Genomic DNA, 12,672 nt, shown 5'->3' with positions numbered 1-12,672 from the left:
AGACCATTATACTGAACTGTTTCTGACTGCTTCTTTTTCGGACGCGTAGTCCGACTTCCAGCACCATTAAGGCTAAAAAGATTTCATGCGACTTGATAAGTTTATCGCTCAGCAACTCGGCGTAAGCCGCGCTATTGCCGGGCGTGAAATTCGCGCCAGCCGCGTAACCGTGGACGGCGACATTGTGAAAGACAGCGCTTTTAAACTCCAGCCTGAGCACCAGGTGGAGTATGACGGCAACCCGCTGACCCAGCAGAATGGCCCGCGCTACTTCATGCTCAACAAACCGGAAGGTTACGTCTGTTCAACGGACGATCCGGATCACCCGACGGTGCTCTACTTCCTCGACGAACCTGTGGCGCACAAGCTGCATGCGGCAGGGCGACTGGATATCGATACCACCGGCCTGGTGCTGATGACCGATGACGGCCAGTGGTCGCACCGCATCACCTCCCCGCGCCATCACTGCGAGAAAACCTATCGGGTGACGCTTGAGTCTCCGGTCTCGGATGACACGGCAGAGCAATTCGCGAAAGGCGTTCAGCTGCATAATGAGAAGGATCTGACCAAACCGGCGGTGCTGGAAATCCTCACCCCCACGGACGTCCGTCTGACCATCAGTGAAGGCCGCTACCACCAGGTGAAACGGATGTTTGCCGCCGTGGGCAACCACGTTGTGGGGCTGCATCGTGAACGTATTGGCGCGATTGAACTCGATCCAGACCTGGCGCCAGGGGAATATCGCCCGCTGACGGAAGAAGAGATTGCCAGCGTCGGGCTGCCTTCACGCTAAATTCAGGAGAACCCTGTGACCACCAGGCCACACTCGTCGTTTAAAATTGTATTTATCCTTGGCCTGCTGGCCATGCTGATGCCGCTGTCTATCGATATGTATCTGCCCGCGCTGCCGGTGATTTCCGCGCAGTTTGGCGTACCGGCAGGCAGCGCGCAGATGACGCTCAGCACCTACATTCTTGGTTTTGCCCTCGGTCAGCTCTTTTATGGCCCAATGGCCGACAGCCTGGGGCGTAAACCGGTTATCCTGGGCGGGACATTGATATTTGCCGCGGCGGCGGTGGCCTGCGCGCTGGCGCAGAGTATCGATCAGCTGATTGTGATGCGCTTCTTCCATGGCCTGGCGGCGGCTGCGGCAAGCGTGGTGATTAACGCGCTGATGCGCGACGTCTACCCGAAGGAAGAGTTCTCACGCATGATGTCGTTCGTCATGCTGGTCACGACAATTGCGCCGCTGGTCGCCCCCATGGTGGGCGGGGCGGTCCTGGTGTGGTTCAGCTGGCATGCGATTTTCTGGATCCTGGCGATTGCCGCGCTGCTGGCCTCGGTGATGATCTTCGTCTTTATCGATGAAACGCTGCCGGTCGAGCGACGTCAGAAGTTCCACATTCGCACCACGCTTGGCAACTTTGCCTCGCTGTTTCGCCATAAGCGTGTGCTCAGCTATATGCTGGCCAGCGGCTTCAGCTTTGCCGGAATGTTCTCGTTCCTGAGCGCGGGGCCGTTTGTGTACATCGAACTGAACCATGTGTCACCCCAGCATTTTGGTTACTACTTCGCGCTGAATATTGTGTTCCTGTTTGTGATGACCATTATCAACAGCCGCTTTGTCCGGCGGGTTGGGGCGCTGAATATGTTCCGAGCCGGGCTGTGGATCCAGTTCGTGATGGCTATCTGGCTGGTATTGAGCGCGTTGCTGGGCGTCGGTTTCTGGGCGCTGGTGGTGGGCGTGGCGGCGTTTGTCGGCTGCGTGTCGATGGTTTCATCCAACGCGATGGCGGTGATCCTCGACGAATTTCCGCATATGGCGGGCACCGCCTCGTCGCTGGCAGGAACGTTCCGTTTCGGAATTGGCGCGATAGTCGGGGCGCTGCTCTCGACGGCGACGTTTAATACCGCCTGGCCGATGCTGTGGGCGATTGCCCTCTGCGCGACCTGCTCCATACTCTTCTATCTTTACGCCAGCCGGCCGCGAAAGACGGCGCATAAATGACCACTTAAGGCCCGTGACGGGCCTTTTTGTTGACCCATATCAACCAACCCTCCGTTCGTTTACCCTGTGTTTGTTTCTTTTATGTAAAATCTATTTATGTAAAAAGTCACATCATTGTATTTAAAAAGGTTGAGTTAGATCGCAGAAACGGGTACATATAGCGCCGACGCGAGCCTGCAACGCCTATAAAATCCGCTAAACAGTGCAGGTTGGCGATGATGTGTTACTATAAATGTAAATAAATTGTGAAGTAAATTTGCTTCCGGGGATCTGAACGTGAATACATTACAACTCTCCATTGTCCATCGCTTGCCCCAGAGCTATCGCTGGTCGACGGGTTTTGCAGGTTCGAAAGTTGAACCGATTCCGCAAAGCGTTGCCGGGGAGGATAATTGTCTGGTGGCCCTCAAACTGCTCAGCCCGAGCGATGAAAATGCGTGGCCGGTCATGGAACGTCTCAGCCAGGCGCTGACGGACATCGAAGTGGACAGCTCCGTGCTGGAATGCGAAGGTGAGCCGTGCCTGTTTGTTAACAGCCAGGATGAGTTTGCCGCCACCTGTCGTCTGAAAAACTTCGGCGTGGCCATTGCCGAGCCGTTCTCCGGTCAATATCCTTTCTGAGTGCTAGTCAGCGGACAATAGCTGGCGCGTGTAATCCTGCGTCGGCGCGGTGAATACGCGCTGGCACTCTCCCTGCTCAACGACTTCTCCCTGCCGCAATACCACCACCTGATGGCAAAGCGCACGCACCACCTGTAAATCGTGGCTGATAAAGATATAGGCCAGCCGATGCTTTTCCTGTAGCCCCTTCAGCAGCGCCAGAATTTGCGCCTGCACGGTGCGGTCCAGGGAAGAGGTTGGCTCGTCCAGCACGATCAGCTCCGGTTTCAGGATCAGCGCGCGGGCAATCGCTATACGCTGGCGCTGTCCGCCGGAAAACTCAGCCGGATACCGGTGCCGGGTCTCGGGATCTAAACCCACTTCCGCCATCACCCGCATCACGTCGATTTCACGCTGTTGCGCCGTCATGGTCGGCTGGTGGACGCGCAGGCCCTCTTCAATAATCTGTAATACGCTCAGGCGCGGGTTAAGCGAAGAGTTTGGATCCTGAAATACCACCTGCATCCGCGGACGCACGGGAAGCATCATCCGGCGATTCAGGTTTTGCAGCGGCATGCCGTCAAAAACAATGCTTCCCTGAGAGGCGATCAGGCGCAGCAGCGCCAGGCCGGTGGTGCTTTTGCCTGAACCGGACTCGCCCACAAGCCCAAGCGATTCGCCCGGACGCAGAGCGAAGCTCATGTCTTTCAGAACATGATTGTGATCGACCACGCGACGCAAAATGCCTTTGCGGATCGGGAATGACACCGACAGCCCCTCAACCCTCAGCAACGGCGCGCTGTCAGCGTTAAGCGGAACCGGGTCGCCAGCGGGTTCGCTATCGAGCAGGCGCTGTGTATACGGGTGCTGAGGCGCGCTCAGCAGGGCGGATGCCCGGTTCTGTTCCACGCAGCGGCCGTTTTGCATCACGGCCACCGCGTCAGCGAGCTTTTTCACGATGCTCAGGTTGTGCGTAATAAACAGCAGGCTCATGTTCAGCTCGTCGCGCAGTTCGCGCAGCAGTTGCAGAATTTGTGCCTGTACCGTGACGTCCAGCGCGGTAGTAGGTTCATCGGCAATCAGCAGTTCGGGGCGCGTGAGCAGGGCCATTGCAATCATCACGCGCTGGCGCTCGCCGCCGGAAAGCTGGTGCGGGAAATCGTTCAGCCGTTTCGCCGCATTACGGATACCGGTGCGTTCAAGGCAGTCCAGAATTTCACCCCGCGCTGCCTCTTTACGCATTCCCCGATGAAGTGACAGCACTTCATAGAGCTGTTTTTCCAGGGTATGCAGTGGGTTGAGCGACACCATCGGCTCCTGAAAAATCATGGCGATGTTGTTGCCACGAATGCCGCGCAGGGTTTGCTCGTCAGCGTTCAGCAGCGATTGTCCATGGAACAGAATATCCCCCTGCGGATAGCTGACCGGCGGGGAAGGGAGCAGGCGCAGCACCGACAGCGCCGAAACGCTCTTACCGGAGCCGGATTCCCCGACCAGCGCCAGCGTCTCTCCGCGCTGGATCTGCAACGATAAATCCGTCACCACCGTGCGTGATTCGCCCTGTTTTGAAAACGCAATCGACAGATTCTCTATGCTCAGAAGAGGCCGGGTCATGTCATACCGCCTTGTTGGGATCGAAGGCATCGCGCACGGCTTCGCCAATAAAAATCAGCAGGGAAAGCAGCACCGCCACGGAGAGGAATGCGGCGATGCCCAGCCAGGGGGCCTGGAGATTGTTTTTGCCCTGCAACAGCAGTTCGCCAAGGGACGGTGAGCCCAGCGGCAAACCGAAACCAAGAAAATCAAGCGACGTCAGGGTGGTGATGGAGCTGCACAAAATAAACGGCAGGAAGGTAAGGGTCGCCACCACCGCATTGGGAAGCATGTGGCGGAAGATGATTGCGCCATCGCTCACGCCTAACGCCTGCGCGGCGCGAATATAGTCGTAATTCCGCGTACGCAGAAACTCCGCGCGTACCACGCCGACCAGCGCCATCCAGCCGAACAGGACGGTGATCCCGAGCAGCCACCAGAAGCCAGGCTGTACCACGCTGGACAGCAGGATAATCAGAAACAGCGTCGGCATACCGGACCAGACTTCAATCACGCGCTGTCCCCATAAATCTATTTTACCCCCGTAATAGCCCTGCACGGCGCCCGCCACAACGCCCATTACGCTGCTAAAGAGCGTCAGCAGCAGCCCAAACAGGAGCGAGATGCGGGTGCCATAGAGAATGCGCGCCAGCACATCGCCGCCGTTGGCGTCCGTTCCCAGCCAGTTTTGCGCGGAAGGCGGCGAAGGGAAGGGGGTGGACGTGGCGAAGTTAATACTGTTCGCGCCAAAACGAATCGGCGCCCAGATAGCCCAGCCGTGCTGCGCTATCTGTTCACGTAACCAGGGATCCTGGTACTCGGCTGGCGTCGCAAACGGGCCGCCAAAATCGCTTTCGCTGTAGGTAGTCAGCACCGGCACATACCAGCGGTCTTTGAAATGCACCAGCAGGGGTTTATCGTTGGCAATCAGTTCCGAACACATACTTAAGGCGAACAGGACGGCGAAGATCCACAGCGACCAGTAGCCGCGACGGTTGTGGCGAAAGCGCGCCCAGCGGGCCTGATTGACGGGGCTTAAACGCGACATCAGCGGCCCTCAAAATCGATACGGGGATCGACCAGCGTATAGCTGATATCGCTGATGATGTTCAGCAGCAGGCCGATCAGGGTGAAAATGTAGAGTGTGCCAAACATCACCGGATAATCACGGGAGACGGTGGCCTCATAGCCCAGCAGCCCTAATCCGTTGAGCGAGAACATCACCTCTATCAGCAGCGAGCCGGTAAAAAACATACTGATGAACGTGGCGGGGAAACCGGCAATCACCAGCAGCATGGCGTTACGAAAAACGTGCTTCCACATGATCTGCTTTTCACCGACGCCTTTGGCGCGCGCGGTGACGACGTACTGTTTGCGGATCTCATCAAGAAAGGCGTTTTTGGTCAGCATCGTAAGCGCCGCAAAACCGCCGATGACCGTCGCCAGCACCGGAAGCGTGATGTGCCAGAAGTAATCGGTGATTTTCTGATACCACGGCAGGGTGCTGAAATCCGCAGAGACCAGCCCGCGCAGCGGGAAGAGGTCGAAATAACTGCCGCCGGCGAAAAAGACAATCAGCAGCACGGCAAACAGAAACGCCGGGATAGCGTAGCCGATGATAATGAATGTGCTGCTCCAGATATCGAAACGGCTACCGTTGTAGACCGCTTTTCGGATCCCCAGCGGAATGGAGACCAGATAAATAATCAGCGTCCCCCACAGTCCGAGCGTGATGGAAACCGGCAGGCTTTGTTTGATCAGGGTTAACACCGAGGCGCTGCGAAACAGGCTGTCGCCAAAATCGAAACGGACATAATCCCAGAGCATCCTGAAATAACGCTCGTGCAGCGGCTTGTCAAAACCATAGCGATGGGTGATCTCGGCGATCACCTCCGGATCCAGTCCGCGACCGCCCCGGTAGTGGCTTTCGCTGATGTTGCCCACGCCCGTCCGGGCATGGCTGGCCCCCATTCCTTCACCGCCGCCGCCCGGCATGCCGCCAGCGTGACCAAATTCTATTGCCGCAATTGCCTGGTCCACCGGACCGCCGGGGGCGATCTGGACGATAAAAAAGTTAATGGTAATGATGGCCCACAGCGTCGGGATCACTAACAGCAGCCGGCGGATAAGATAAGCGCCCATCGTCACTCCTTAACGCCGCTCTGCGGGCAGTTTTGCGGCTTTATTCACGTCATACCACCAGGTGTCAAAGCCGAGGGTGTAGACCGGGCGAACGGCAGGCAGGGAGAATTTATCCCAGCGGGCCACGCGATCTTCGCCCATATACCACATCGGCAGCATGTAATAGTTCCAGGTTAAGACCCGATCGAGCGCGCGGCCAAGCGGCAGAAGCTTGTTCTTATCGCCCTGAGCGGCGACAATTTTTGCAATCAGCGCATCTATCACCGGGCTCTTTACGCCCGGGGCGTTGTAGGAGGAGTCGATATACCCCGATGCCCAGGAGATTTGCAGATCTGAACTCGGCCACGGCTGCGCGGCCCACAGGGTCTGCATCATGTCGTAATCGCGACTGCGCTTGCGGTTGGTTAACTGGGCCATATCGACCTGGCGGATATTCATGGTGACGCCAAGCCGGGCAAGGTTCTTCTTAAATGGCAGCACCCACTGATCGTTTGCGCCGGAGGCAATCAGCAGTTCGAAGCTGAGCGGTTTACCGGTTTGCACATTAACCCGTTGCCGATTTTTCAGCACCCAGCCAGCATCATCCAGCAGGTTGCTGGCTTTCAGCAGGTTGTCCCGGTCGAACCCGTTTCCGTCGGATTTGGGCGGTTCAAATACGCGGGTGAACACCTCCGGCGGGAGCTCCGCTTTCATTGGCGCCAGCAAAACCAGCTCGTCCGCGTGGGGATAATCACGGGCGGCATATTCAGTATTCTGGAAATAGCTGTTCGCCCGGCTGTAGGCTCCGTAAAACAGCGCTTTGTTCATCCATTCGAAATCAAACGCCAGGGTAATGGCTTCACGCACCCGACGATCGGAAAAAACCGGGCGCTGAATATTAAACGCCAGCCAGCGCGTGTCCTGCGCGGATTCGTTTTTGAGTTCGTCTTTAACGATATAGCCTTTCGCGAAATTTTTTCCGATATAGCGGGTCGCCCAATTTTTGGCGCTGTTCTCGACACGTAAATCAAACGCGCCCGCCTTAAATGCCTCGAAGGCCACGTTATCATCCAGGTAGTAGTCGTAGCGGATTGTATCAAAGTTCCAGCGGCCCCGGTTTACCGGCAGCGTGGCTGCCCAGTAATCTTTCACCCGGGAATAGATCACGTACTGGCCCATTCGCCAGTCGGTAATGCGATACGGCCCTCCGGCCAGCGGCGGGGTAGAGAGGGGATCGCTCAGCTTATGATTTTTCCAGAAGGATTCGGGCATGACGGGCAGGGAGAACAGGCTCAGCATATTCTCTTTGTTCGGCTCAGGGAGTTCGATTCGCACGGTCAGCGGGGCGATGGCTTTCACCGTGGTGCCCTTGTACACCAGACGAAACTGCGGCACGCCTTCGGTCATAAATTTATGAAAGGTGAATGCCACGTCACGGGCGCTAACCGGCGTACCGTCGTGAAAACGCGCCCGCGGATTAATCGCGATTTCTGCCCAGCTGAAATCATCGGCGTAACGCACGTTCTCGGCGACCAGGGGATAATAGCTGCCGGGCTCGTCGTCGGAGGTGACGAACAGCGTGTCATAGAGGGATTCGGTACGCGCTGCCGCCACGCCGCGCAGGGCAAAGCGGTTAAAGTTGTCAAACGTTCCCGTGGCGGAAAGCGTCACGTTTCCGCCTTTCGGGGCGGCGGGGTTAACGTAATCGTAGTGGTTAAAGTTAACCGCGTACTTCGGCTCGCCAATGACGGCAAAGGCCGTGCTCTCTTTGATGGTCTGCGCCTGGCTCGACAGGCTCACCAGCGCCAATAGCGTCAACACAACGCGCATAATCATAGTGCGGCGGATCCCTTTGTTCACAGGCTGGCTCGGTTGAACAGAATAATAAGGGACAGCGCCGTGATTGTGAAATTATTCCCCGAGCGTGATGTCGGGTTGCCACGTCCTGAACTGCTCCAGCGGCATTGGGCGGCCGATCCAGTAGCCCTGAAGATAGTTCACGCCATGCTCGCGCAGCCACGCCGCCTGCTCCGGCGTTTCAACACCCTCGGCAACGGTTAACATATTCAGGCGTTCTGCCAGCGTCAGCACCGCGTCAAGCACTGGCGAGGTGACGGTTTCAGTCCCGATGGCATTCACGAAGCCACGGTCAATTTTCAGGTAATCCATCGTGAAGCGTTCCAGATAGATCAGCGCGCTGTGGCCGGTGCCAAAATCATCGATGGCAATTTCAAAACCTTCTTCGTGCAGCCATTCGAACAGCTGATTAGCCTCGCGGTGGTTGATCATATCGCGCTCGGTTATTTCCAGCACAATCTGGAAGTGATCGGGTGGAAGGGCGGCGGCAAACGCGCGCATATCCTCTTTAAAGCTTTCCGCATGCAGATGCCCGGGCGCGATGTTGATCCCAAACTTGGCCCCAGGCGGGAGCACCGTTTGCAGGACAGGGGCATCGCGGATAATCAGGTCAAAAAGATGCAGCGTCAGCGGGACAATCAGCTTCTGCGCTTCAGCGAAATTAATAAAGGCATCCGGTGGAATTTCTCCCATCACCGGATGCTTCCAGCGCATCAGGACTTCCAGCCCGGTAATTTTGAGCGACTGCGCATCCACGACGGGTTGATAGACCACGTAAAACTGGTCGCGTTTGATGGCCGTTAGGATCTCTTTCCCCGGATTAAGACGGATAGTAAGAATATAGAAATTCAACAGGCCCGCCGCGATACCGCAGACCAGGCCGAAAAACAGGGCGTACAGCACTTCATCGGTCGTCCAGGCTTCCGCATAAACATGGATGGTCAGAGGCACATTTTTCAGCGTGGCGGTACGGACCGGGATATCAGGCAAATCACGCGCAGAGACCAGCGTTCCGGAATGGGTTGATAACGCATAATCGCCAATAATGATGGAAATACCGGCAAACTCATCCTGTCTTGAGGTGTAGAGGAGATAAGGAGTCAGGTTAAGATTAACGGAGGTAAATACACCGCCGTCCTTCACCAGTGGGTTGCGATACCAGATGGCAATCGCGGGCTTGTCCGGCATCATGGGGGTGCCCGGCAGGAGCGCCATATCAACCTGTTTATTGATGTGCAGTTCAGGAATAAGCGCTTCCAGAGGGACATTCATCGGGCCGGTGGCGGAAGAGCAGTAGGCGTTTTTATCCCTGACCAGCAAAAAGGCGCGCACGTTGATGCTAAAGGCCGCCCGGGAGGTCAGGGCGGCACTCACTTCCTCGCAGCTGTTCAGCGTGAGTGGCTGGAGCGTATCAATCGACATTTTGAGCTCATCGAAATAGCTCTCCATGTAGACGCTTAAATCGGTAATAAGGGTATCGAATCTGACGTCTCGCTTGTGGTAACTCCAGTAAAACTGTAATGCTCCCAGGAGCAGGGCAGTGAATAACCCCGTAAGGAAACTGAGAAACAGAATCTTGCGGTTGCTGGAGAAGTAGCGGGTAAACATAGATGTCGTGATTCCTGAAATGCCGCTGGATAGTTATCAGTGTAACGGGCAAAAAAAAACACTGCCGGAGCAGTGCTTTTTTTATCGTATCGCCAGCCAAGGGATAACCAACGATACGACAGCAATATTAACTACGGCTCAGAACGCGGCGAGCTTCGTTGTAGCGCTTCTTCCAGTAAGGTTCGTTCATGCTGGAAATCGTCACACCACTGCTGGTGGAAGCATGGACAAACTGATCGTTACCGATATAGATGCCAACGTGTCGACCGGTTGAACCCGCTCTGAACAGGACTAAATCGCCCGTGCGCAGTTTAGTGCGCGAAATGGATTTACCCATTTCCTGCTGTTCATAAGTAGAACGCGGAAGGTCTAACCCAAACTGCTCACGGAACGTACGCTGTACGAACGCGGAACAATCGATGCCTTTCTTGGTGCTGCCGCCCAGACGGTAACGCACGCCTTTCCAGTCAGCATACTGATCCATAATACGCGACTTAACGTCGAGATTACGTACCATATTTTCAAATTCATCCTGAGAGGCTTGCAGTGAAGAGGAATCTTCCATTCCCACAACACGCGTCTCAGGATGCATATTCTTCGCGGTGTTCGTCGTACTACATGCCGAAAGCAGAACCGCCACTGCAATCGCCGGGATCCCCCGCAAGATATATCTCAAGATTGGTTGAGATTTGACCATTTTGTTTGTTTTCCCTTGAAGTCCTTAACGAAAATATCGTTATAAAAATGCCAACCGTGACGAGACTAATAATCTGTTCACAATGAGACAATTCTTTATGGTGAAAACTGTGGCTCAACGCACAAAATTATTCACCATGATAATAATTATCTCAGTGGGGCAAAACGAGTTCGAGGTTAACCGATTGCACGGGGTATTGCGAGCAAAAAAGTCCGTTTTTTTATAAGAAAATGTGATACACAAAGTTACAGCGCGGAATTGCTCAAAATGCCGCCATTCATATCGGTAATCCCTGCAATTGCTTCATTTTTATCACGAATTGTATGACGGGATGATGACAGCGTTGAATGACGCCGAAAAGAAGTGACGCAGGGATCGAAAACGATCCCTGATGAATGGTGTTAATTTTCGTTATTTATTTGTTTCCGGCTTGTTTAAATTTGCCAGGAAGATAGCGATCAAAAATGCCTATTATGCGATCGCTCAGTGGGGTCATCAGCACCCACGGTAAACCAATTAACACCGCCGTGAGGGAGCCTACGGCGATATCTGTCAGCCAGTGAGCGCCAATCATCACCCGCGGGAATGCAAATACCACCACAATAACCAGGGCGATGGTGAAGGCTTTTTTACCAAAATAGCGCAGCATGAAGCCTGCAAAAATCAGCAGCATCATACCGTGGTCGCCCGGGAAACTGTCCTTCGAGGCATCTTTGGTTGGAATATGAAGCAGCTCGCTGACGCGGTTAATATTCGGGAAAAAGAGCGAAGGACTGGCGCGTTTAACCGGCATCAGATGCTGCGCCAGCTGGTTGATAATCACGGCTGTCAGCAGCATCACCAGGCCGATAATCAGAATACGGCGACGACCCGTTTTGTCTTCCTTCAGCCAGAAGGAGAGCATCAGACAGCCCATTGCCAGCAGCGAACAGCCGTCAAACGCGCGGTTGTTGGTGATCGCCACCAGCCACAGGAAGGCTTCACTCTTCGCCAGCGCCTGGTTAAAGAAGTGGAACAGCCCTGAATCCAGCGGGAACCAGAAACCGTGATCCGCCGGGATATACCAGGAGAAAAAGATCGCCAGGCCGGCAGCGTTGAGCAATAAAATAGCAGGAAGTCGAGTCGTCATAGTCTTCAGCAATGTGTGAAATCAGGGGCAACGTTAGCCGCCCAAACTTAAACGAAGCTTCAACAGGCTTGACTGGAGGGCATTCCAGTCGGTATTAACCGCACTAATTAACTCTATCCGGCTGTCGGGTGGCGCGACGTTCTGGGTTTCAATAAAGAAATCCTCGCCCTGACGGTTAATGCGCACCAGACCATCCGGAGTGCGCATGATCCCTTTTACCCGCTCAACCGGCGCGAGTCTCGCCCATTCCAGTATACCAATGGTGTCGAAAACCGTATCGGCATCGAAGATCCACCCGCAGGCCTGATGCCCCTGGCCGCTGTTCAGGTTGCGACGCCAGCGCTGATGCTCCGGCAGGCTCAGTGCAGCCAGGCCTTGCTTCGCGCCGTGGCTATGCGAATGCTCAGCGCTGGCAGGCAGTTGCGTCTGGTTGAGGCGGGGAAGGTCGAGCAGGGCGCCATCAATGTTGCCCTGGGTCGTCTGCACATACTGACGTCCACCGCCAGCCTGCTGCCACCAGGACTGGAACGCGGCCTGACTCTCAGCTGTCGCGCGATCGGATTTATTCGCCACGATAATATCTGCCGAGGCGAGCTGGTCGCGGAAATTGTCATTATTGATCGCTTTTTCATCCAGCAGCTGGCGGGGGTCGAGCAGGCAAAGCGTCGCACGCAGCTCAAGCCACGGCTCGTATACCGGGGCGGTCAGTAAATCAAGGATTTGCTTAGGATGCCCCAGCCCGGTGGGCTCAATCAGCAGACGGTCCGGCTTGCCCTGACGCAGCAGCGTATTCAGCCCGACCTGCATCGGCAGACCATTCACGCAGCACATACACCCGCCCGGGATCTCTTTCACCATCGCGCCGCTGTCGGCGAGCAACGCGCCGTCGATCCCCACTTCGCCAAATTCGTTGACCAGCACGGCCCACTTTTCCACCGGGTCTTTATTGGCCAGCAAATGCAGAATGGACGTAGTTTTACCGCTGCCGAGAAAACCGGTGATCAGGTTGGTTTTGGTCACGTGCGCTCCGATAAATAATTGTGATGTAGTAACAACTAT

General features: G+C 55.5%; 11 protein-coding genes. 3 read left to right on the top strand and 8 right to left on the bottom strand.

What is annotated here, in order from left to right; translation table 11 throughout:
- Positions 1-85 precede the first annotated feature (85 nt).
- The 3 genes from rsuA (at position 86) to ACQG0T_RS15270 (ending at position 2,629) form a co-directional block, all read left to right on the top strand.
- Positions 86-793, top strand: a complete 708-nt coding sequence (rsuA, locus tag ACQG0T_RS15280; RefSeq protein ID WP_045341042.1) for a 16S rRNA pseudouridine(516) synthase RsuA — start codon at positions 86-88, stop codon at positions 791-793.
- 15 nt (positions 794-808) lie between these two features.
- A complete protein-coding gene (locus ACQG0T_RS15275) occupies positions 809-2,008 on the top strand; it encodes a Bcr/CflA family multidrug efflux MFS transporter (protein ID WP_017383400.1) in 1,200 nt (399 codons plus the stop codon).
- Positions 2,009-2,284: 276 nt separating this feature from the next.
- Positions 2,285-2,629, top strand: coding sequence for a YejG family protein (locus ACQG0T_RS15270; protein WP_003859372.1), 345 nt, complete (start codon positions 2,285-2,287; stop codon positions 2,627-2,629).
- Positions 2,630-2,632: 3 nt separating this feature from the next.
- Here the strand turns inward: ACQG0T_RS15270 and yejF are convergent, their stop codons facing one another.
- The 8 genes from yejF to ACQG0T_RS15230 form a co-directional block, all read right to left on the bottom strand.
- On the bottom strand, positions 2,633-4,222 hold the full coding sequence (gene yejF / locus ACQG0T_RS15265; protein WP_032103234.1) for a microcin C ABC transporter ATP-binding protein YejF: 1,590 nt from the start codon (positions 4,220-4,222) through the stop codon (positions 2,633-2,635).
- A gap of 1 nt (position 4,223) precedes the next feature.
- A complete protein-coding gene (locus tag ACQG0T_RS15260; RefSeq protein ID WP_015572302.1) occupies positions 4,224-5,249 on the bottom strand; it encodes a microcin C ABC transporter permease in 1,026 nt (341 codons plus the stop codon).
- Positions 5,249-6,343 (bottom strand): microcin C ABC transporter permease YejB, encoded by a 1,095-nt coding sequence (locus ACQG0T_RS15255; RefSeq protein WP_003859369.1) that lies wholly within the window; start codon positions 6,341-6,343, stop codon positions 5,249-5,251. Before ACQG0T_RS15255 ends, ACQG0T_RS15260 begins: the two co-directional genes overlap by 1 nt.
- Before the next feature lie 9 nt (positions 6,344-6,352).
- Positions 6,353-8,158: an extracellular solute-binding protein gene (locus tag ACQG0T_RS15250; RefSeq protein ID WP_047726682.1), complete on the bottom strand. Its 1,806-nt coding sequence runs from the start codon at positions 8,156-8,158 to the stop codon at positions 6,353-6,355.
- Between the two features lie 75 nt (positions 8,159-8,233).
- Positions 8,234-9,787 (bottom strand): cyclic di-GMP phosphodiesterase, encoded by a 1,554-nt coding sequence (locus tag ACQG0T_RS15245; protein WP_271040363.1) that lies wholly within the window; start codon positions 9,785-9,787, stop codon positions 8,234-8,236.
- A gap of 127 nt (positions 9,788-9,914) precedes the next feature.
- A complete protein-coding gene (gene mepS / locus ACQG0T_RS15240) occupies positions 9,915-10,484 on the bottom strand; it encodes a bifunctional murein DD-endopeptidase/murein LD-carboxypeptidase (protein WP_003859364.1) in 570 nt (189 codons plus the stop codon).
- 415 nt (positions 10,485-10,899) lie between these two features.
- Positions 10,900-11,613 (bottom strand): phosphatase PAP2 family protein, encoded by a 714-nt coding sequence (locus ACQG0T_RS15235; RefSeq protein ID WP_017693036.1) that lies wholly within the window; start codon positions 11,611-11,613, stop codon positions 10,900-10,902.
- 33 nt (positions 11,614-11,646) lie between these two features.
- Positions 11,647-12,633, bottom strand: a complete 987-nt coding sequence (locus ACQG0T_RS15230; RefSeq protein WP_271040362.1) for a CobW family GTP-binding protein — start codon at positions 12,631-12,633, stop codon at positions 11,647-11,649.
- Between the last annotated feature and the right edge of the window lie 39 nt (positions 12,634-12,672).

The sequence above is a fragment of the Enterobacter cloacae complex sp. 302F9 genome (assembly GCF_050030335.1).
In the GTDB taxonomy this organism is placed as follows: Bacteria; Pseudomonadota; Gammaproteobacteria; order Enterobacterales; family Enterobacteriaceae; genus Enterobacter; species Enterobacter hormaechei_C.
Note: the sequence above shows the minus strand (reverse complement) of the source record. Positions and strands in the feature narration are given on the sequence as shown.